At 72.2% G+C, this 20,807-nt stretch carries 20 protein-coding genes and 1 pseudogene; 14 read left to right on the forward strand and 7 right to left on the reverse strand.

All coding sequences use genetic code 11. The features are described 5' to 3' along the window. Window positions 1-67: 67 nt before the first annotated feature. Window positions 68-211, forward strand: a pseudogene (locus tag ABZ078_RS34500) (dethiobiotin synthase); the annotation flags it as partial. A gap of 46 nt (window positions 212-257) precedes the next feature. Here the strand turns inward: ABZ078_RS34500 and ABZ078_RS34505 are convergent. Next, window positions 258-2,588 (reverse strand): LuxR C-terminal-related transcriptional regulator, encoded by a 2,331-nt coding sequence (locus ABZ078_RS34505; protein WP_356581911.1) that lies wholly within the window; start codon window positions 2,586-2,588, stop codon window positions 258-260. Between the two features lie 109 nt (window positions 2,589-2,697). Here ABZ078_RS34505 and ABZ078_RS34510 point away from each other — a divergent pair, with 109 nt between their 5' ends. Beyond that, entirely contained in the window at window positions 2,698-3,384 is a 687-nt protein-coding gene (locus tag ABZ078_RS34510; RefSeq protein WP_356581913.1) for an alpha/beta fold hydrolase, read from the forward strand. 89 nt (window positions 3,385-3,473) lie between these two features. Then, window positions 3,474-4,160 carry a class I SAM-dependent methyltransferase gene (locus tag ABZ078_RS34515; RefSeq protein ID WP_356581915.1) on the forward strand — a complete coding sequence of 229 codons (687 nt, stop codon included), beginning with the start codon at window positions 3,474-3,476 and terminating at the stop codon, window positions 4,158-4,160. Between the two features lie 8 nt (window positions 4,161-4,168). Here ABZ078_RS34515 and ABZ078_RS34520 read toward each other — a convergent pair whose 3' ends face one another. Beyond that, window positions 4,169-4,543 carry a fic family toxin-antitoxin system, toxin component gene (locus ABZ078_RS34520; protein ID WP_356581917.1) on the reverse strand — a complete coding sequence of 125 codons (375 nt, stop codon included), beginning with the start codon at window positions 4,541-4,543 and terminating at the stop codon, window positions 4,169-4,171. A 4-nt stretch (window positions 4,544-4,547) separates the two neighbouring features. After that, entirely contained in the window at window positions 4,548-4,796 is a 249-nt protein-coding gene (locus tag ABZ078_RS34525) for a toxin-antitoxin system HicB family antitoxin (RefSeq protein WP_356581919.1), read from the reverse strand. 202 nt (window positions 4,797-4,998) lie between these two features. On the opposite strand from ABZ078_RS34525, the gene ABZ078_RS34530 reads away from it, so the two are divergent. From ABZ078_RS34530 to ABZ078_RS34560, 7 genes are all read left to right on the forward strand, one after another. Further along, window positions 4,999-5,868: an ABC transporter ATP-binding protein gene (locus tag ABZ078_RS34530; RefSeq protein WP_356581921.1), complete on the forward strand. Its 870-nt coding sequence runs from the start codon at window positions 4,999-5,001 to the stop codon at window positions 5,866-5,868. Window positions 5,869-5,872: 4 nt separating this feature from the next. Continuing rightward, complete coding sequence (locus tag ABZ078_RS34535) at window positions 5,873-8,494, forward strand: ABC transporter permease (RefSeq protein ID WP_356581923.1); 2,622 nt, start codon at window positions 5,873-5,875, stop codon at window positions 8,492-8,494. Window positions 8,495-8,540: 46 nt separating this feature from the next. After that, window positions 8,541-9,530, forward strand: coding sequence for an LLM class F420-dependent oxidoreductase (locus ABZ078_RS34540; RefSeq protein WP_356581925.1), 990 nt, complete (start codon window positions 8,541-8,543; stop codon window positions 9,528-9,530). A 57-nt stretch (window positions 9,531-9,587) separates the two neighbouring features. Further along, complete coding sequence (locus tag ABZ078_RS34545) at window positions 9,588-10,013, forward strand: GNAT family N-acetyltransferase (RefSeq protein ID WP_356581927.1); 426 nt, start codon at window positions 9,588-9,590, stop codon at window positions 10,011-10,013. Window positions 10,014-10,179: 166 nt separating this feature from the next. Next, window positions 10,180-11,520: a hemolysin family protein gene (locus ABZ078_RS34550; protein ID WP_356581929.1), complete on the forward strand. Its 1,341-nt coding sequence runs from the start codon at window positions 10,180-10,182 to the stop codon at window positions 11,518-11,520. Beyond that, window positions 11,517-12,530 carry a hemolysin family protein gene (locus ABZ078_RS34555; RefSeq protein WP_356581931.1) on the forward strand — a complete coding sequence of 338 codons (1,014 nt, stop codon included), beginning with the start codon at window positions 11,517-11,519 and terminating at the stop codon, window positions 12,528-12,530. The genes ABZ078_RS34550 and ABZ078_RS34555 overlap by 4 nt, the downstream gene beginning before the upstream one ends. Window positions 12,531-12,633: 103 nt before the next feature. Then, window positions 12,634-13,416: an SGNH/GDSL hydrolase family protein gene (locus ABZ078_RS34560; protein WP_356581933.1), complete on the forward strand. Its 783-nt coding sequence runs from the start codon at window positions 12,634-12,636 to the stop codon at window positions 13,414-13,416. 62 nt (window positions 13,417-13,478) lie between these two features. Here the strand turns inward: ABZ078_RS34560 and ABZ078_RS34565 are convergent, their stop codons facing one another. After that, window positions 13,479-14,231 (reverse strand): hypothetical protein, encoded by a 753-nt coding sequence (locus ABZ078_RS34565; protein ID WP_356581935.1) that lies wholly within the window; start codon window positions 14,229-14,231, stop codon window positions 13,479-13,481. A 381-nt stretch (window positions 14,232-14,612) separates the two neighbouring features. Here ABZ078_RS34565 and purB point away from each other — a divergent pair, with 381 nt between their 5' ends. Then, window positions 14,613-16,055 (forward strand): adenylosuccinate lyase, encoded by a 1,443-nt coding sequence (gene purB, locus ABZ078_RS34570; RefSeq protein ID WP_356581937.1) that lies wholly within the window; start codon window positions 14,613-14,615, stop codon window positions 16,053-16,055. 82 nt (window positions 16,056-16,137) lie between these two features. Continuing rightward, complete coding sequence (gene mug / locus ABZ078_RS34575; RefSeq protein WP_356581939.1) at window positions 16,138-16,683, forward strand: G/U mismatch-specific DNA glycosylase; 546 nt, start codon at window positions 16,138-16,140, stop codon at window positions 16,681-16,683. Window positions 16,684-16,686: 3 nt separating this feature from the next. Here the strand turns inward: mug and ABZ078_RS34580 are convergent, their stop codons facing one another. From ABZ078_RS34580 to ABZ078_RS34590, 3 genes are read right to left on the reverse strand one after another with little or no spacing between them, the layout of a single operon-like run. Continuing rightward, on the reverse strand, window positions 16,687-17,115 hold the full coding sequence (locus tag ABZ078_RS34580; protein ID WP_356581941.1) for a hypothetical protein: 429 nt from the start codon (window positions 17,113-17,115) through the stop codon (window positions 16,687-16,689). A gap of 41 nt (window positions 17,116-17,156) precedes the next feature. Further along, window positions 17,157-17,882, reverse strand: a complete 726-nt coding sequence (locus ABZ078_RS34585; RefSeq protein WP_356581943.1) for an ABC transporter permease — start codon at window positions 17,880-17,882, stop codon at window positions 17,157-17,159. Window positions 17,883-17,884: 2 nt separating this feature from the next. After that, on the reverse strand, window positions 17,885-18,805 hold the full coding sequence (locus ABZ078_RS34590) for an ABC transporter ATP-binding protein (protein ID WP_356581945.1): 921 nt from the start codon (window positions 18,803-18,805) through the stop codon (window positions 17,885-17,887). A 108-nt stretch (window positions 18,806-18,913) separates the two neighbouring features. Between ABZ078_RS34590 and ABZ078_RS34595 the strand changes: the two genes are divergently transcribed. Together ABZ078_RS34595 and ABZ078_RS34600 are read left to right on the forward strand one after the other, a co-directional pair. Continuing rightward, on the forward strand, window positions 18,914-20,068 hold the full coding sequence (locus ABZ078_RS34595; protein WP_356581947.1) for a histidine kinase: 1,155 nt from the start codon (window positions 18,914-18,916) through the stop codon (window positions 20,066-20,068). Window positions 20,069-20,082: 14 nt separating this feature from the next. Next, window positions 20,083-20,745: a response regulator transcription factor gene (locus ABZ078_RS34600; protein ID WP_356581949.1), complete on the forward strand. Its 663-nt coding sequence runs from the start codon at window positions 20,083-20,085 to the stop codon at window positions 20,743-20,745. The last annotated feature ends 62 nt before the right edge of the window (window positions 20,746-20,807 follow it).

The following is a 20,807-nucleotide window of genomic DNA, read 5'->3' on the forward strand; positions in this document are numbered from 1 at the left end:
CGGCCGCGGGCCCGCGCCCCGGGATCGGGCGCCCGGTTGCATGGTCGCGGCCCGGCCGGTGGGGGGGGGGGCGCGGCTGGGGGGGGCGCGGCGGGCGGGGGCGGGCGCGCGGCCCCCCGCCGACTTCCGTGGCGCGGCGCCGGGTTGGCTGGCGCCGCGGCTGTTCGGGACGTGGGACGCGGAGGGGTTCCGCAGGCGGGAGGCGCCGTGAGGTGTGCGCCGGTGCGGAGGCGGTCGCCGGGTGACCACGACACGGCCTAGGGGGCCTCGTCTTCGCCGCCCTCGGCGATGAGCCGCACCAGTTCGATGCGGGAGCGGATGCCCAGGCGGGTGAAGACGCCTCGCAGGTGGTGGTCGATCGTGCGCGGGCTGAGGGCGAGGCGGGCGGCGATCTCGCGGTTGGTGGCGCCCTCGGCGGCCATGCGGGCGACCAGGAGCTGCTGGGCCGTGAGTCGGGTGACGGGGCTGTCGGGGCCGGCCGGTGCGGAGGCGGCCGGGGCGCCCAGGGCGCGGAGTTCGGTGCGGGCCTGGGCCGCGCAGTGGGGAGCACCGAAGGCGTCGAACGCCTCCAGGGCGCTGTGCAGTCGGTCGCGGGCCTCCGTGCGGCGGCGCAGTCGGCGCAGGGCGCTGCCGAACAGCAGCTCCGTGCGGGCGCGTTCGAAGTCGCGGGTGCCGTGGGCGTGCAGGTCGAGGGCCGTGCGGTAGTGGTCCACCGCCTCGGCGCCGGGTGCGAGCAGGGCGCGGCAGCGGGCGCTCAGGGCCAGGTCGTCGGGGCTGCGCACGGCGTCGGCCCAGCGGTGGTAGTCGGCGTGCGCGACGCGCGCGATCCGGGTGTCCCCGGTGCGGACGGCGGCCTCGACGTAGTGCGGGGTGGCCAGGTGGCGGATGGCGCGGTGGCCGTGCCCGGGGCCGAACGCGGCAAGGGCGCGCAGTCGGGCGGCCGCGGCGGCGAAGCGGCCGCTGCTCAGGTCGAGGAAGGCGAGCGCCCACTGGGCCAGGGCGGCGGGTAGCCCCAGTCCGCGGGCGAGGGCGAACGACCTTGCGCTCGCGGCGCGTTCGCGGCACAGGTCCGCGTCCGCGGTGAGCGCCGCGAACATGGCGAGGGCGGCCTGCAGATGGCAGGCGCCGTTGTCCTGGCCGGTGGCGTGCGCCTGCCACAGCGCCTCCGCCGCGGTGGCCTCGCCGACCCGGGGGCGGCCGGTCCAGAAGTCGGCGTACGCGCGGAACTCCATCGCCTGTGCCACGGTCACCGGGGTGCCCCTGGCCCGGGCCGAGGCGGCCGCGCGGACGGTCGCGGTGGCGGCGCGGGTGTGGTCGCCGAGGAGCAGGGCGGCGATCCCGGCGTGGATGAGGACGGTGGGGTCACCTCCCGGTCCGCACCGCCCCGCCGCCGCCTTCAGCAGGTCGCGTGCGTCCTCGTACCGCCCGTCGAACGCGGCCACGAGCCCGCTCAGCGTGCCGGGCGGCACGACCCCGAGCCGTCCGGCGACCCGGGCGGCCTCACGCAGGCGGCGTATGTCCCCGGTGTAGACGGCGGCTTCGGTGGCGCGGGCGAGGAGGTGGACTGCGGGGCTGGGGGTGGCGGTGTCGGTCGACCCGGCGGAGCCGGCAGACCGTACGGGTATGGAGGCGGGGGTGGTGATGGCGGCCGACGGCACGCGAATCTTGCCCACCGGGGGCGTCGCGGGCTCAGGAGGGGTCGGGGCGGAGGGCCGGGCGGCCACCGCCGTCAGCAGCGCGTCGAACGCCTCCGACGCGTTCCCCGCCCGGAGGGCGAGCACGCCGCCCAGCGCGCCGTCGCAGATGGCGGCGGCCAGCCTGCGGGCCCGGTCCCCGTCGCCCGACCGCCAGGCGTACGCCGCGGCCCGGGCCACCAGGCGGGCCCGCTCGGACGGTTCGGGGCAGAGCGTGGCGGCCCGCTCCGCCAGAGCCCGTGCCAGGGAGAGCCGCCCCGCGTCCGCCGCCTTGCCCGCGGCCGCGCCGAGTTCCGCCGCCAGCCGCCCGCTGGGCCCGAGGGCGCCCGCGCCCCGGTGCCAGGAACGCCACGGCGTCTCGCCCTCGCCGCTCAGCACCCGGGCCAGCAGACGGTGGACGTCGCGGCGGTCGGCAGGGGAGCCCGTCTCGTAGGCCGCGATACGCGTCCACGCGTCGCGGAACACCACGCCGCCCGCTCCCACGTGCGCGATGCCGGCCGCCTCGGCCGCGTCCAGGGGCCGGGTGTCGAGGCGGGCGGCCATGACGGCGCGCAGGAAGGCGTCGGTGGGGACGGGGTACTGGTCGGCGGCGGCGAGAAGCAGCAGCAGGCGCGTGTCGTCCGGTAACGCCCTTGCCCTCGCCCGGTGTTCGCGCAGCAGGGACGGGGCCAGCTCCGTCGGTTCCGTGGGCAGCGGGTCGAGGCCGGAGGCCTGACGGTCGGTCAGGCGCGGGACCAGTTCGGCGGCGGCGCGCGGATCGCCGTACACGGCGCGCAACACCCGTACGCGGACGCCTTCGGGGAGGGCGGCGGTCTGCTGTCGCCACGCGTCCGTGACCTGCGGTGGCGAAGCGCGTTCAAGAGGTGGGGGGTTCACCGGAGTCACCACACCCATCACGTTACTGGCGAGTTAATTGAACCGTAAAGACCGGCGATTTCACCGATGCGGCGCGCGTAGACCCGACCCGACACTCCTGGCAACCCCACACGTTCCAGGAGGCATCATGCAGCGCCACAAGCGTCGCATCGCCACGGCCCTGACGGCCCTGGCCGCATCGCTCCTGCTGTCAGCGTCCCTCTCCCCCACACCCGCGCACGCCGCGACCCGCGATCCCGTCGTCTTCGTGCACGGCCTGAGCAGCTCGGCGAGCACCTGGGGCGACTGGATCGGTTACTTCAAGGCCGACGGATACACCTCCGCCGAGCTCAACGCCCGGTCGTACGACTGGGCCCAGTCGAACGCCACCACCGCCCGGCAGCTCGCGACCGAGATCCGCGACGTGCTCGCCCGGACCGGTGCCTCGAAGGTCGACCTGGTCGTCCACTCCATGGGCGCGCTCAGCTCCCGCTACTACCTCAAGAACCTCGGCGGGACGTCGTACGTCGACGACTTCGTCTCCACGGCCGGTGTGAACCACGGCACGAGCACCGCCTCGTGGTGCGCGTGGCTGTACACCTCCTGCGCGGAGATGAACACCGGCAGCTCGTTCCTGACCGCGCTGAACTCCGGCGACGAGACCCCGGGCGGGGTGTCGTACGCCAGCTACTGGTCGAACTGCGACGAAGCGCTCACGCCCGACACCACCGCGATCCTGAGCGGAGCCACGAACGTCGAGGTCGGCTGCGTCGCGCACACCGACATGAACAACGATCACGGGGTGTACGAGCGGGTCCGGGGCTTCATCGGCTGAGCCGGAGGCGACCGCACAGACAGCGGGGGTGCGTCGGCCCCGTACGGGGGAGAATCGGAAGTGAGTCCCGATCCGCCCGGGAGGTCCCCATGGCCCTACGGTCCGCCGGCTCCGGCAAGGTGTCGCGGGATGCCGTGCACCACCCGCTGTTCGCCCGTTTCTATGCCCGGATCAGTGTCAACGCCGAGACTCGGATGGGCATGGGCGGGGTACGCGACCGGCTGCTGGCCGGGCTGTCCGGCCGGGTGATCGAGATCGGCGCGGGCAACGGCCTGAACTTCGCCCACTATCCGAGTGCGGTCTCGGAGGTCGTCGCCATCGAACCGGAGCGGCTGCTGCGGCAGTTGGCGGTGGAGTCCGCGCTGCGTGCCGAGGTGCCCGTGGACGTGGTGCCGGGCGCGGCGGAGGCGCTGCCGGTCAAGAGCGAGGCGTTCGACGCGGTGGTGCTCTCGCTGGTGCTGTGCAGCGTACGGGACGTACCGCGGGCGCTCGGTGAGGTACGGCGGGTGCTGCGGCCGGGCGGTGTCGTGCGGTTCTTCGAGCACGGCCGGGGCGGCGGGCGGGCGATGACCTTCACCCAGCGCGCGCTGGACCGGACGGTGTGGCCGCTGATCAGCGGCGGCTGCCATCTCTCGCGCGAGCCGGTCGCCGCGCTGCGGGAGGCAGGCTTCGAACTCGGCCCCTACCGGCGGGTGATGATGCCGGAGAAGGGGCCGGTGCTGCCCGCGTCGTACTGCGTGCTGGGCACGGCGTGGCGGCCGCGGATCGGTGCGTAGTCACCGCCTCACAGGCTCCACTGCCGCAGTTCCCGCGCGATGTCGTGCACCGATGCCTCACCGCCCTTCACGAGGCGGGCCAGTTCGCGCACCCGCTCGGGCGAGGTGACGACCTTCAGGCCGCTGGCGACGAGGTAGGCGTAGGCGACGGCGGAGGCGAACAGAGCGTTGGAGCGCTCCAACGCGGGGATGTGCATGAGCAGTTGGAGCAGGGCGGCGGCCCGGGCGTGCGGGGTGTCGTAGACGGGGACGTCGAAGATCTCGGCCTGATGGCGCGCGACGGCGGCGACGAGGGCTCCCCAGTCGGTGACCTGGGGGTCCCCCGGTGTCCTCTTCTCGGCGAGCATCAGCAGCCAGGCAAGGTCGATGTTCAGATGACTCAAGGGATCAGTGGCGACCTTCGCGCGTGCGTTCCGACGGGGTGCCGTCGGGGCCGAACTCCTCGGCGAACACCGACTCGTACTGCTTCATGAAATCGGCGGCGGCCTCCACGAACGTATGGCCGACCTCACCGGTGTCCTTCCTGACCAGCTCCTCGATGTAGCGGTTGACGCTCAGGCCTCGGGCCAGGGCGCGTTCGCGGGCAGCTCGGGCGGTGCCCTCGTCCACTCTCACGTTCAACTGGGTCTTCGCCATACTTCGAAGCTAGCGCCGAGGCGCTAGCACCGGCAAGGGCTCGCCGGGCACCGGCACGGGTGGAGGGTGCCCCTTACATCGATATCGGGGGCACGACCTGGGACGGAGACGGACCGGGACCTCGGAAGGATTCCGGGTGTGCGATGGATCACATTACGCTCGACGGGGACGAGGTGTTCGTGACGTCCGTGAGGAGGCGGTCTTGTCGACAGCAGCAGCGGAGCACACGCCGAGCCCCGCGTCGGCCGACGGGACAGCGGCCCGCGCCCGCGGTCTGACCAAGGCGTACGGCTCGGGTGAGACGACGGTGCTCGCCCTGGACTCGGTGGACGTGGACATCGCGCGCGGCCGCTTCACGGCGGTCATGGGGCCGTCGGGCTCCGGGAAGTCCACGCTGATGCACTGCCTGGCGGGTCTCGACAACGTCTCGGCGGGGCAGGTGTGGCTCGGCGACACCGAGATCACCGGGCTGAAGGAGCGTGAGCTGACCCGGCTGCGGCGGGACCGGATCGGGTTCATGTTCCAGTCGTTCAACCTCATCCCGACCCTGAACGCGGCCGAGAACATCACCCTGCCCATGGACATCGCCGGCAAGAAGTCCGACGAGAAGTGGCTGGACCAGGTCATCGACACGCTCGGGCTGCGGGACCGGCTCGCGCACCGGCCGTCGCAGCTCTCCGGCGGCCAGCAGCAGCGCGTCGCGTGTGCCCGGGCGCTGGCCTCCCGGCCGGAGCTGATCTTCGCGGACGAGCCGACCGGCAACCTCGACTCACGGGCCGGCCTCGAGGTGCTCGGCTTCCTGCGGGAGGCCGTCGACCGGCTGGGGCAGACCGTCGTCATGGTCACCCACGACCCGGGCGCCGCCGCCCACTCCGACCTGGTGCTCTTCCTGGGGGACGGGCGGATCGTCGACGAGATGGAACGGCCGACGGCGGAGGCCGTACTGGAACGGATGAAGCGGTTCGACGTGATCCGCGGCCCGTTCGGGGAGAGCGGGCCAGCGCCGGGGGCGATACCGGCCGAGGACCACGCGCCGGCGCCGACCGAGCCGCCCGCCGCCGAGGAGAGCTGACCTCGTGCTCAGGGCGACGCTCCGCAGCTTCCTCGCCCACAAGGGGCGACTGCTGCTGTCCGCCCTGGCGGTGATCCTGTCCGTGGCGTTCGTCGCGGGGAGCCTGATCTTCTCGGACACCGTCAGCCGCACCTTCGACCGGCTGTTCGCCTCGACGGCCGCGGACGTCACCATCACACCGAAGGAGACCTTCGACGAGACGGTCCCCTCCGGACAGACCCTGACCCTGCCGGCGTCGCTCGCCGACCGTCTCGCCCAGGTCGACGGTGTCGCGGCGGCCCGCGCGGAAGTGGACGTGGACGGCATCACCGTCGCCGACGAGGACCGCGAGTCGGTGAGCCCGACCACGGGCGCCCCCACGATCGGCACCGCCTGGAACCCGACCGAGCGCAGCCCCGTGGAGCTCACCTCCGGCCACGCGCCGAAGGGCGACGCGCAGGTGCTGGTCGACGCGGACACCGCCGACAGCAAGGACGTGCGGATCGGCGACCGTCTCACGGTCATCGGGCAGGAGGGCTCCTTCCCGGTCGAGGTGGTCGGCATCGTCACGTTCACCACCACCAACCCCGGTGCCGCCCTCGTCTTCTTCGACCCCGCCGCCGCGCAGACGAGACTGCTGGGCGACCCTGAGGCGGCCACCAGCATCTCGGTCGACGCGGCCGAGGGCGTCAGCGACACCGAGCTCAAGCAGCGCGTGGCCGCCGCGCTCGGCACCGACGCCGGCACCGATGACGGCACGACGACCGGCACCGGGACCGGTACCGGGACAGGTACCTATGAGCTGCGTACCGCCGACGAGCAGGCCAAGTCGGACGTCGAGCAGTTGGGCGGGTTCCTCGACATCATCAAGTACGTCATGCTCGGCTTCGCCGGGGTCGCCGTACTCGTCGGCGTGTTCCTGATCGTCAACACCTTCTCGATGCTGATCGCCCAGCGCACCCGCGAGCTGGGCCTGCTGCGGGCGCTCGGCGCGGACCGGCGCCAGGTGCGGCGCTCGGTCCTGATCGAGGCGCTGCTGCTCGGGCTGGTCGGCTCGACGGCGGGCCTCGCGGCCGGCATCGGGCTGGCCGTCGGACTGATCGAGCTGATGGGCCTGATGGGCATGAACATCAGGGCCGACGAGATGGTCATCGGCTGGGGGACGCCGGTGACCGCGTACGTCGTCGGCCTCGGCGTCACCTTCGTGGCGGCGTACCTCCCGGCCCGGCGGGCGGCGGGCGTGTCGCCGATGGCGGCCCTCGCGGACGCAGAGATCGCCGACATCGGGCGGCCGCTGCGGATGCGCGCGGTGGTGGGCTCGGTCGTCGGGGCGACCGGTGCGGCGGCGCTCGTGGGGTGTGCGGTGTCGTCGAGGACGTCGACGGCGGCGTCCCTGCTGGGTCTCGGCGTCGTCCTGACCCTCGTCGCGACCGTGATCGCGGGACCGCTGCTCGTCCGGCCCGTGATCCGGGTCCTGGGCGGGGCCTTCCCCGCGCTGTTCGGCACGATCGGCCGGATGAGCCAGCGCAACGCCCTGCGCAATCCGCGCCGTACCGGGGCCACCGCCGCCGCCCTGATGGTGGGGCTCGCGCTGGTCGGCGGGATGTCGGTGGCGAGCGCCTCGATGACCAAGTCGTTCGACCAGCAGATCGACAAGACGCTGGGCGCCGACTTCGTCGTGCAGAACAGCAACTTCGTGCCCTTCCCACGAGAGATCACCGAGAAGATCCGCGACACCGAGGGCGTGGGGCTCCTCGTGCGCTCGCAGTTCACGACGATCGCGCTGCGTCTCCCCGACGGCGACCGTGTGCAGACGACCGCCGCGGGTTACGAACCCGAGCTCGACGAGGTCGCCAACATCACCTACGCGCAAGGGGACACCGCGGCCGCGCTCGCGGACGGGCGCCTCGCCATGGACAAGGACTTCGCCGAGGACCACGGCGTGCGCGTCGGCGACACGGTCCCCGTCCAGTTCCAGGGCGAGCGCCGGGCCGAACTGACCGTGGGCGCCCTGACCGACCAGGAGTCCGCCGAGGGGTTCGGCACGCAGGGCGGGATCTACTTCGGCCTGGCCACGCTGGAGAGGTACGCGCCGGGCGGGCAGGACGCGGCCGTGTACGTCAACGCCGCCTCGGGCACCGGCGCGGACGACCTGCGGGCCGGTCTGGAGGCGACGCTCGACCCGTATCCGCAGGTGCAGGTGAGGGACATCGCCGACTACAAGGAACTGGTGCACGACCAGATCGCCGTGCTGCTGTACCTCGTGTACGCGCTGCTCGGGCTCGCGATCATCATCGCGGTGCTCGGCGTGGTCAACACCCTCGCCCTCTCGGTCGTCGAGCGCACCCGGGAGATCGGGCTGCTCAGGGCCATCGGGCTCGCCCGGCGGCAGCTGCGCCGGATGATCCGGCTGGAGTCGGTGGTGATCGCCGTGTTCGGCGCGGTGCTGGGGCTCGCGCTGGGGCTGGTGTGGGGTGTGTGCACCCAGCAGGTGCTGGCGCTGCAGGGCATGACGGCGCTGGCGATCCCCTGGGGCACGATCGTCGCGGTGGTGATCGGCTCGGCGGTCGTGGGCGTCGTGGCGGCGCTGCTGCCGGCGTTGCGTGCATCGCGCATGAATGTGCTGGCGGCCATCGCGCACGAGTGATGGAATCGCGGCAGGTACTCAAGTCCCATGCAGGTGAGGAGAGTTCGTGTCGCGTCCGGTGACTCCGCGCCCGTTCCGCTTCGGCGTCAATCTCATGACCCCCGCCCCGGCAGACGAGTGGCGGGCCAAGTGCCGCCGGGCCGAGGAACTCGGCTACGACGTGATCCTGGTCCCCGACCATCTGGGCATGCCCGCGCCGTTCCCGGCCCTGGTCGCGGCGGCCGAGGCGACCGAGCGGCCCCGGCTGGGCACGTTCGTGCTGAACGCGGGCTTCTGGAACCCGGCCCTGCTCGCCCGCGAGGTGGCGACGACCGACGCCCTGACGGACGGGCGACTCGAACTCGGCCTCGGCACCGGCTATGTGAAGGCGGAGCACGACTCGGCGGGGCTGCCGTGGCTCTCCCCCGGTGAGCGCGTGGACCACCTGCGGCACACGATCGAGGAGCTGTACCGGTTGCTCGACGCCGCGGACTTCCCCCATTCCCGGCTGCGCCCGGGCGGAGATGCCGGGAAGGCCGGGAAGACCGGAGAGGCCACAGAGGCCGGGGAGGCCCCCATGCCGCAGCCGGTGCGGGGGCGGTCCCGTGTGCCGCTGCTCGTCGGCGGCAACGGCGACCGCGTGCTGCGCCTCACCGCCGAGCACGCCGACATCGCGGCCTTCACCGGCGCCCGCTCGGTTCGAGGAAGCTCGACGGGACAGCTGGAGGTGATGCTCGCGGGAGAACTGGAGGAGCGGGTCGCGCTGTACCGCGAGCTGGCGGCAGGCCGCGAGGAGCCGGCGGAGCTGAACCTGCTCATCCAGTTCGTGCTCGACACCGACGACCGCGAGGCGGCCGTGCGGCCCCTGATGGAACGGGTCCCGTACCTCACTCCCGAGCAGGTCCTGGAGCTGCCCATCGGTCTGATCGGGACCGTGGCGGAGATGACCGCCCAGGTGCTGGCACAGCGCGAGCGGTACGGGTTCACCTATCTGACCGTCCTCGAACCGAGCATGGAGGCGTTCGCCCCGGTGCTGGCGCGGCTGCGCGGCAAGTAGGTGTCCGAATACCGGAATTCCGCCTCCCGTCCCGCCGCCCGTGGTGGGATCGGGGCCATGACTGATCTGCGGATACGGGCCGCTACGGCCGACGACCTCGACACCGTGCTGGCCTTCTGGAAGACGGCCGCCGAGGGCACGAGCATCAGCGACGACCGGGACGGCGTGGAGCGGCTGGTCGCCCGCGATCCCGAGGCACTGATCCTGGCGGAGCTGGAGGGCGAGCTGGTCGGGACCGTGATCGCGGGCTTCGACGGCTGGCGCTGTCATCTGTACCGGCTGGCGGTGCATCCGCAGCGCCGCCGCCGGGGCATCGGCTCGGCACTGCTGGCCGCCGCCGAGGAGAGGTTCGTACGCCTCGGTGGCCGCCGCGGTGACGCGATGGTGCTCAAGCGCAACGAGACCGCGCATCATGCCTGGCGCGCAGCCGGGTACACGCCCGAGGAACACTGGCGTCGGTGGGTGAAGCACCTCACCGACTGACACAATTTACCCGCCCTTTACTGCCGGGGGACGCTTCGGTCCCCCGATGAGGGATCACTCCGGTCCCCCATGAAAGGTGTGAGCGTCCGCCCATGGGCGAGCCTCCCGGTACCCGACATCGCGCGATCCTCCCCGCCCTGTCCGACGATGGGACGGAGGTGTCCCGATGACCGAAGTGCTCCTCCTTCTGGTGGCGATCCTGCTGTCGCTCGCCTGCGGCGCCTTCGTCGCGGCCGAGTTCTCGCTGACCACGGTCGAGCGCAGCGAGCTGGAGCGGGCCGTGGAGCGCGGCGAGCGGGGCGCTGCGGGTGCCAGGAAGGCCGTACGGAATCTGACGTTCCAGCTCTCCGGCGCACAGCTCGGCATCACGGTCACCAACCTGGTCGTCGGCATGCTCGCCGAACCGTCGATCGCCCGGCTGATCGCGGGCCCGCTGGAGTCGCTCGGCATCTCGCGCTCGACGGCCGGCTCGATCGCTCTGGTGATCGGTACGGCCCTGTCGACCGTCGTGCTGATGGTGGTCGGCGAGCTCGTCCCGAAGAACTGGGCGATCTCCTCGCCACTGGCCGTGGCCAAGCGCGTCGGGAACGCCCAGCGCTGGTTCAGCGCGATCTTCCGCCCCTTCATCACGCACCTGAACAACATGGCGAACCGCGTGGTGCGTCGCCTGGGCGTGGAACCCACCGAGGAGCTGGCCGCCGCGCGCGGCCCCCAGGAGCTGGCCGCCCTCGCCCGGCACTCCGCCCGGGAGGGCGCCCTGGAGGCGGACACCGCCGAGCTTTTCGTACGGACGCTGAACCTGGCCGATCTGACCGCGGAGAACGTGATGACCCCCCGCGTCCAGGTCATCGCCCTGGAGGCCCAGGCGACCTGCGAGGACGTGGCGAACGCGACGCGGGCGACCGGGCTGTCCCGGTTCCCGGTCTACCGCGGCAGCCTCGACTCGGTCGTGGGCACCGCGCACATCAAGGACATCCTGGCGCTGCCCGCGGAGCGCCGCCCTCGTGTCTCCGTCGCCGAGCTGATGCGCGAACCGCTCCTCGTCCCCGAGACGCTGACCGTCGACCGGCTCCTGGACCGGCTGTCCGGCAAGCGCACCATGGCGGTGGTCATCGACGAGTACGGCGGCACGGCGGGCGTGGCCACGCTGGAGGACATCGTCGAGGAGGTCGTCGGCGAGGTCCGCGACGAGCACGACCCGCACGAGACGCCCGACATCGCCCCGGCGGGCAGCGACGACGAGGGCCGGACGCTGTACTCGGCCGACGGTTCGGCGCGCGTCGACCAGGTCGCCCGCTTCGGGCTGAGGGCGCCGGAGGGGCCGTACGAGACCCTGGCCGGGCTCGTCGCGACCCGGCTCGGCCGCATCCCCGCCGTCGGTGACCGCGTCGAGGTCGCCGGCTGGCGCCTCGACGTGGTGGACGCCACCGGCCGCAGAGCCGCCCGGGTGCTGCTGCACGCGCCGCTCGACGAGGCGCCGGGCCACGAGGCGGAGGAGGGGCGATGACCGCCGTACAACTGTTCATCGGCTTCCTGACCCTGGTCGTCAACGCCTTCTTCGTGGGCGCCGAGTTCGCGCTGATCTCGGTGCGGCGCTCGCAGATCGAGCCGTACGCCGACCAGGGCGACCGGCGTGCCAAGAGCGTGCTGTGGGGTCTGCGGCACGTGTCCGCGCTGATGGCGGCCGCGCAGCTCGGCATCACGCTGTGCACGCTGGTGCTCGGTGTGGTGGCGGAACCCGCGATCGCGCACCTGCTGGAGCCGGTGTTCCACGCGATCGGCGTGTCGAAGGGCGCCGGGCACGCGGTCTCCTTCGTGATCGCGCTGACGCTGGCCACGTATCTGCACATGCTGCTCGGCGAGATGGTGCCGAAGAACGTCGCGCTGGCCGAGCCGGTGCGCAGCGCCCTGCTGCTCGGCCCGCCCCTGGTCGCGGTGTCCCGGGCGCTGCGGCCGGTGATCTTCACGGTCAACGCCTTCGCCAACGCGCTGCTGAAGCTGCTGCGCGTGGAGACCAAGGACGAGGTCACCGCGACCTTCTCGGACGCGGAACTGGCCCGGCTGGTGCGCGACTCCGGCGAGGCCGGACTCATCGACGAGCGTGCCCGGGAGCGGTTGCACGACGCCCTGGAACTGGGCCGCAGGCCGGTGCGTGACGTGGTGCTCCCGCTGGAAGGCGTCGTGCACGCGCGCGTGGGCGTCACGCCGGAGGAGCTGGAGTGGCTGTCGGCGGAGTCGGGCTTCTCCCGTTTCCCGGTCGTCGACGCGGGGCGCCGCATCGTCGGCTACCTGCATGTGAAGGACGCGCTGGACGCCTCCCCGCGGGACGTGCCGTTCCAGGTGCGGGACATGCGGCCCATCGCGCGCGTGCGGGAGAGCACACCGCTGGACGACGTGCTCACCGCGATGCGCGGCAGCCGTACGCACCTGGCGGCGGTGCTGGGCCGCGACGGGCGGCTGGCCGGGCTGGTGACCATGGAGGACGTGCTGCGGGAGCTGTTCGGGCAGCGGACCTGAGGCCCTTCGTGCGAGGGCTCGGGGGCGGGCGGCGCCCGGGGGCGGGCGGCGTCCGGGCCTACCGACCGCTGGGTATGGAACCCGGGATACCATCGCTGACGCCATGCGGACGAACCCCACTCACACCAGCCTGGTCGCGGTCGGCGACTCCTTCACCGAGGGCATGTCGGACCTGCTCCCGGACGGCTCCTACCGGGGCTGGGCCGATCTCCTCGCCGGCCGGATGGCCGCTCACACGCCCGGATTCCGGTACGCCAACCTCGCCGTGCGCGGGAAGCTGATCGGGCAGATCGTCGAGGAGCAGGTCGACGTGGCGGCCGCGATGGGCGCCGATGTGATCACGCTGGTCGGCGGGCTCAACGACACCCTGCGGCCCAAGTGCGACATGGGGCGGGTGCGCGGGCTCCTGGAGGAGGCCGTGGACACGCTCGCTCCGGCGTGCAAGCAGCTGGTGCTGATGCGCAGCCCGGGGCGGCAGGGGCCGGTCCTCGAACGGTTCCGGCCGCGCATGGAGGAGTTGTTCGCCTGCGTCGACGAGCTGGCCGAGCGGCACGGCGCGATCGTCGTCGACCTGTACGGGGCTCCGTCGCTCGGCGACCCGCGCCTGTGGGACGTGGACCGGCTGCATCTGACGGCCGAGGGGCATCGCCGGGTCGCGGAGGCCGTGTGGCAGGCGCTCGGCTACGACCCCGAGGACACCGAGTGGCGCACGCCGCTGCCGGCCACGCTGCCGCCGGGGTGGGTCACGCGGCGGGTCGCGGACGTGCGGTTCGCGCGCCGGCATCTGCTGCCGTGGATCGCGCGGCGGCTGACGGGGCGGTCCTCCGGGGACGGGCTCCCACCGAAGCGGCCCGAGCTGCGGCCGTACGAGGGACCGATGGCGTAGGGCCGCTGAGCGGGACAGCGCCCGGTGCCTGGTGGGGCGCCGGGCGCTGTCACTGAGGTGCGCTACTGACGGGCCGCGGCCCGGCTTCGCCGGTACAGGAAAATTCCGGCGACCAGAAGCGCGCCACTCGCGGCAACGCCTCCGATGACGCTTTCGGCGCCGGTCTCGGGCATCTTGGGGTGATGCGGCTTGGCGGGCGGCGTCTTGGCCGGGGGAGGCGTCGGCCGGTGCTTCTGCGGAGGCTGTGGCTTGTGGGGCTTTTCCGGCTTCGGCTTTTCCGGCTTGTGCGGGCGCTCGTAGCCGTAGCCGTAGCCGTAGTCCTCCTCCTCGTAGCCGTAGCCGCTCGACTCCTCGGAGCCATACCCGTAGCCGCTCGGCTCCTCGGACCCGTAGCCGTAGCCGCTCGACTCCTCGGACCCGTAGCCGTAGCCGCTCGGCTCCTCGGACCCGTAGCCGTCGTCCTTCTTCGGCTTCTCGTTGCCGTAACCGTGGTGGCTCGGCTTCTCGGAACCGTAGCCGTTCTCCTTGGGCTTCTCGGTGCCGTAGCCGTTTTCCTTCGGCTTCTCGGTGCCGTAACCGTGGTGGCTCGGCTTCTCGGAGCTGTAGCCGGAGCTGCCGGATGAGGAGGTGACGTTCTCGGACGTGGACGGCCCTGGATTCATTCCGTTGAGCCGGTCATCCAGCTCTTGGAATCTTTCGCGCATCTCGCCGAATTTTTCATCCATCCTGCCGAATGTGTCATCCATCTGCTCGTGCAGCCCGTCCGGCTCCCATAGGTCCGAACGGCCCGACATCACAGCGGCGGAGTTCACCATGGTCCCCTGCACGCGTGGGGCAGCGGACGCCCAAGGCCCGCATAGAGACAGGGCGCTTGTCGCGGCAGCGGCCACAATCAATCCCTTGGTCAGGGCCTGTCGCATTCTCGTCGTCTTTCTCTCAGGCGGAGTGGGGAAGCCGACGTCGTTTCATTGACGCGGTCTCGTCGATTGCTGGGATTCGCAGGTCATCGCAGGAGTCGTGATGTCGCACGTTCACACTCACCACGACCTGGTGACTATGAACGAGAAATAGAGGGCCCAGGGACCCAGGACGCGTCTACGGCCAGGGAATTCACTCGATCGCCCGCATTCGGCCGACGGCCTCGCTCCGACGGCGGGGCGCTGGGCCCCGCCGGCCGCCGGGTAAACTCCGTACACGTGACTTCTGCGCCCGCCAAGCCCCGCATCCCGAACGTCCTCGCCGGACGCTACGCCTCCACCGAGCTCGCCACGCTCTGGTCCCCCGAGCAGAAGGTGAAGCTGGAGCGTCAGCTCTGGCTCGCCGTGCTGCGGGCCCAGAAGGACCTCGGCATCGAGGTGCCGGACGAGGCGATCGCCGACTACGAGCGCGTCCTCGACACCGTCGACCTGGCCTCCATCGCCGAGCGCGAGAAGGTCACGCGGCACGACGTGAAGGCGCGGATCGAGGAGTTCAACGACCTCGCCGGGCACGAGCACGTGCACAAGGGCATGACCTCCCGCGACCTCACGGAGAACGTCGAGCAGCTCCAGATCCGCCTCTCCCTGGAGCTCATGCGCGACCGTACGGTGGCCGTGCTCGCCCGCCTGGGCAAGCTGGCCGGTGAGTACGGCGAGCTGGTCATGGCCGGCCGCTCGCACAACGTCGCCGCGCAGGCCACGACCCTGGGCAAGCGCTTCGCGACCGCGGCCGACGAGCTGCTCGTGGCGTACGGCCGCGTGGAGGAGCTGCTCGGCCGCTACCCGCTGCGCGGCATCAAGGGCCCGGTGGGCACGGCGCAGGACATGCTGGACCTGCTCGGCGGGGACGCGGCGAAGCTGGCGGAGCTGGAGGGCCGGATCGCCGGGCACCTGGGCTTCGCGCAGGCGTTCACCTCGGTCGGCCAGGTCTACCCTCGCTCGCTGGACTACGAGGTGGTGACCGCGCTGGTGCAGCTGGCGGCGGCGCCGTCGTCGCTGGCGAAGACGATCCGGCTGATGGCCGGGCACGAGCTGGTGACCGAGGGCTTCAAGCCGGGCCAGGTCGGCTCGTCCGCGATGCCGCACAAGATGAACACGCGGTCGTGCGAGCGCGTGAACGGCCTGATGGTGATCCTTCGCGGCTACGCCTCGATGACCGGCGAGCTTGCGGGCGACCAGTGGAACGAGGGCGACGTGTCCTGCTCCGTGGTGCGCCGGGTCGCGCTGCCGGACGCGTTCTTCGCGCTGGACGGCCTGCTGGAGACGTTCCTGACGGTGCTCGACGAGTTCGGTGCCTTCCCGGCGGTCGTGGCACGGGAGCTGGACCGCTACCTGCCGTTCCTGGCCACCACGAAGGTGCTGATGGGCGCGGTGCGCGCGGGTGTGGGCCGGGAGGTCGCGCACGAGGCGATCAAGGAGAACGCCGTCGCCTCGGCCCTCGCGATGCGCGAGCGGGGCGCCGAGCGCAACGAGCTGCTGGACAAGCTGGCCGCCGACGAGCGCATCCCGCTCGACCGCGACGGGCTGGACGCGCTGATGGCCGACAAGCTCTCCTTCACGGGGGCCGCCGCCGATCAGGTCGGCGTCGTCGTGGGCCGTATCGAGGAGATCGTGAAGCAGCGTCCGGAGGCCGCGGGCTACACGCCCGGGGCGATCCTCTGACGCCCGGCACGAAATGACGCGCACATCCCGATGATCCGCACTTCCCGATGACCGGCACTTCCCGATCGACCGGCACTTCCCAATGACGCGCTTCACTCAGACGGAGCTGGAGGCCGCCCGCGACCGACTCGTCCCGGACGTGGTCGCGGACGGCCTTCGGGTGCTGTTCTGCGGCATCAACCCCGGTCTGATGACGGCCGCGACAGGCCATCACTTCGCTCGGCCCGGCAACCGCTTCTGGCCGGTGCTGCACCTGTCGGGCTTCACGCCGAGGCTCCTGAAGCCGTCCGAGCAAGGGGAGTTGCCGTCCTACGGGCTGGGCATCACCAACGTCGTCGCGCGGGCGACGGCGCGGGCCGACGAGCTGGGCGCCGAGGAGTACCGCGAGGGCGGGCGGCTGCTGGCGACGAAGGTGGCGCGACTGCGGCCGCGTTGGCTCGCGGTCGTGGGGGTCACCGCGTATCGGGCGGCGTTCGACGACCGCAGGGCCCAGGTGGGTCCGCAGGAGCGGGTGATCGGGGACACGCGCGTGTGGGTGCTGCCCAATCCGAGCGGGCTGAACGCGCACTGGACGGCGCAGACGATGGCGGAGGAGTTCGCACGGCTGCGGAGGGCGGCGGAAGCCTGACGGTCACGGTGGGTCCACGTCCGTGACCACCGCGAGGAGCTGGACGTCGTCGGCCCCGTCCTGGTCGGCGACGGCCACCACCACCCAACGCCCCGTGCCCTCCGCTTCCCAGAGGTGGGCGACACGAGCGCGTGCGCTGAGCGAGGCCCAAGGCTCGGGTATCTCCTCCAGGGCGGTGCGCAGCAGAACACCCTGCAGGCCGAACGGATCCGTGTCCCCCCAGCGGGAGGCGAGCACCTCGTACAAGGCGTCCCGGTACTTCTCGTACTGCTCCACCGTCGCGGCCCGCGTCCCACAGTCGCCCTGGCTTCTCTCCAGCACCACGACGTGGTAGCCGGGCCCGCCGTCGCCGACGTCCGACGGGCCGTGCTCCGCCGGAAAGGGACGGAAGCACAGCTCGTCGATGAGGGCGAGGTGCCGTGCGATGTTCATGTGGTCCAGTAAACCCGGGCCCACTGACAATTGGCGTGCCGTCAGGCGTCCCTGCGCCCCACGCTCCATCCCCCCGCCAGCAACGCCGCCACCGTCCACAGGGCGGTCACCGTCAGTCCCGACCACGGCCCGAGAGTGCCGTCGTACGTCTGGTACATGACGATCTGGCCGGCCTTGTCGGGCAGGAAGTCCGCGACGGTGCCCGCGGCGTCGCCGATGACGAACGACACCACGAGGACGAGCGGGATCAGGAGGGAGAGCGTGGCCACGCCGCTGCGCAGCAGAGCGGTGAGGCCCGCCGCGAAGAGAGCCATCGACATGACGTAGATCCCGCAGCCCACGACCCCGCGCACCTGCTCGGCCGCGGTGAGCCCACTCGCCGCGCCTCCCATCGCCGCCCGCGCCACGACGAGGGCGGCGAAGGCGGACACCAGTCCGACCAGCAGGACCGGCACGGCGATGGCCGTCATCTTGGCGGCGAACCACCGTCCGCGCTGCGGCACCGCGGCGAGCGACACCCGCAGCGCGCCCCCGTGGTACTCGGCCGACATGGCCATCGCACCGAACGAGATGGCCGCGATCTGGCCGGGCAGGATTCCGGACAGTGCGATGAAGAGAGGGTCGAACTCCGGGCCAGAGGTGGTGGAGGCGCCTGCCACCGCGGAGAAGCCGGTGGTCACCGCGAGCAGTGCCAGCAGCGCTCCCGGCAGCGAGCGGAGCGTGCGGATCTTGAGCCACTCCGTGTGGAGTACGGGTGCGAATGCCATGGTCAGGTCTCCTGGTGCTGGGCGGTGAACTCGGCCTCGGTCGCGGTCAGGTCGAAGTAGGCCTGCTCCAACGTGCCCTCGTCGGCCGCGAGTTCGAGGAGCGGCACGCGGGCCTCCGAGGCGATGCGGCCGATGTCGTCCACGCGCGCGTCGTGCACCGTCCAGTGCCCGGCCAGGTGCTCGACGGCGTCGTGACCGTGCCGGGCGAGGGCGGTCTTGAGTGCGGTGGCGTCCGTCGTCCGGATCCGCACGCTCGGCCGCACGCGCGCGTGGATGAACTCCCGCATCGGGGTGTCGGCCAGCATGCGTCCCCGGCCGAGGACGACGAGGTGGTCGGCGAAGGAGGCGGTCTCGTTCATGAGATGGCTGGAGACCAGGACCGTACGCCCCTCCCCCGCCAGGCGGCGCATCAACTCCCGGATCCAGACGATGCCTTCGGGGTCGAGACCGTTGGAGGGCTCGTCCAGCAGGACCACCTCGGGCTCACCGAGGAGAGCGGCGGCGATGCCGAGCCGCTGACGCATGCCCAGGGAGTAGGTCTTCACCCGGCGCCGCGCCACCGACGCCAGCCCGGTCTCCTCCAGCACCTCGTCGACGCGCCGGTTCGGGATGCGGTTGCTCGCGGCCAGGACACGCAGATGGTCGCGGGCGGTGCGGGAGCCGTGCGCGGCATGGGCGTCGAGCAACGCGCCCACGTGGCGCAGGGGTTCACTCAGGGACGCGTAGGCGCGGCCTCCGATGGTGGCGGTTCCCGCGGTCGGCCGGTCGAGGCCGAGCACGAGGCGCATGGTGGTGGACTTTCCGGCGCCGTTGGGGCCGAGGAAGCCGGTGACGCGGCCGGGGCGAACGCTGAAGGTGAGGTGGTCCACCGCGCGCCGGGTGCCGTACTCCTTGGTCAGGTCGTGGACGTCGATGCTGGTCATGGGAGCAGCCTGGCCGCCGGCACGGGTTCGGGGCCTCCCCCACCGGTGGTGATCGTCTCCCCCGAGCGGGGGAGGTTCGCTGTCAGTGGTGACTGGCACGATGACGAAATGGCCCGCCTTCTGCGCCCGCTGCTTCGGGGGACGACGTACACGCGCTTGCTGCACCTGTGGGTGCCGATGCTCGTCGTCAGCGTGTGGATGTTCATCGACCCGTCGATTCCGTGGGTGCCCGCGCTGCTGCTGATCCCGGTGGGGCTGATCCCGGCCGTGCGTCTGGGCGAAGGCGTCCAGGCGCGGCTGCTGTTGACGCCCGGCGAACCGGACTCCGGGATTTCGGCGGCGCCTTCGGCGACCTGGGCGGACCGGTTTCGCACCGTGCTCTGGCTGGAAGTCCGCATGCTTCTCGGCTGGGTCGCCGGGTTCATGACCGTCTGGCTGCCGGTCTTTTCGGTCATGTTCGTCTCGGCTGCCCTCGGGCACCCGCAGCTCGACGAGCCGATCCTGCGGATCGCGCGTCCGCACTGGTCGTACGCTCTCCTCGCGCCTGTCCCCCTCATCGCGTTGTACGCCGGTGTGGTCGGCCTCGGAGAGCTGGTCACCGCGCTCGCCCGCCGATTGCTCGGCCCGTCCCCGGCCGAGCGCCTGGCCGCTCTGGAGGAGCGCACCGAGCAGCTCCTGGAGCGCACGCGCATCGCCCGCGAGCTGCACGACTCCATCGGCCATGCGCTGACCGTCGCCGTGGTGCAGGCGGGCGCCGCCCGGGCGGCGGGCGACCCCGCCTTCACCGACCGCGCGTTGGCAGCGATCGAGGAGACCGGACGGGCCGCGCTGGACGACCTGGAGCGCGTGCTCGGCATCCTGCGCGAGTCGGAACGACCGGTGAGCGGCCGGCCGACGCTCGCGGACGCCGACCGCCTGCTGGAGTCCGCCCGCGCCTCCGGGGCGAAGGTCGACGCGGAGGTGTCCGGCCCGCTGGAGACGATCCCCGGCCCGGTCTCCCGCGAGGGCTACCGCATCCTCCAGGAGTCGCTGACCAACGTGCTGCGGCACGCCGGTTCGGTCGCCGTCCGCGTCCGTATGGCGGTGGTCGACGGCAGGCTCGACCTGGAGGTCCGCAACCCGCTCGACTCCGACATACCTGGGCCCGGCCGGGGAAGTGGTCTGCGCGGCATACGCGAGCGCGCCGCCTTGCTGGGCGGTAGCGCGCGGACCGGCCCCGACGACGGCGACTGGCAGGTACATGTGGAGCTGCCGCTGAGGTGATCTACGCTGGCCGGATGCCGGTGACCGTTCTCCTCGTAGACGACGAACCCCTCGTACGCGCGGGTCTGCGGGCCGTGCTGGAAGCGCAGCCGGACATCGAGGTGGTCGGGGAGGCGGCCGACGGGGCGGCGGTGATTCCGCTGGTTCGGCGGCTTCGGCCCGACGTCGTCGCCATGGACGTGCGTATGCCGCTGCTGGACGGGATCGAGGCCACGCGCGCGGTGCTGCGTACGGTCGACGAGCCGCCGAAGATCGTCGTCGTCACCACCTTCGAGAACGACGAGTACGTGTACGAGGCGCTGCGGGCCGGTGCCGACGGGTTCCTGCTGAAGCGCGCCCGGCCGGCCGAGATCGTGCACGCGGTCCGGCTGGTCGCCGAGGGCGAGTCGCTGCTGTTCCCGGCCTCGGTGCGGCAACTGGCCGCCCAGTACGGCGAGGACGGCGGCAACCGGGCGGCGCGCGCCCTGCTGGAGCGGGCCCGGCTGACCGAGCGGGAGGCGGAGGTGCTGCGGCTGATGGCGCGCGGCCTGTCGAACGCGGAGATCGCCGCCCGGCTCGTCGTCGGGACGGAGACGGTGAAGTCGCATGTGAGTGCCGTCCTGGCGAAGCTGGGGGCCCGGGACCGCACGCAGGCGGTGATCACGGCGTACGAGTCGGGATTCGTGGCCCCGGGGTGAGCCCCGCGCGGTGGGCGGTGCGTGCCCCGCACTCGCCGGGGTCCGCCGCGGCGAGTACCATC

The organism is Streptomyces sp. NPDC006385 (assembly GCF_040612485.1).
Classification (GTDB): Bacteria; Actinomycetota; Actinomycetes; order Streptomycetales; family Streptomycetaceae; genus Streptomyces.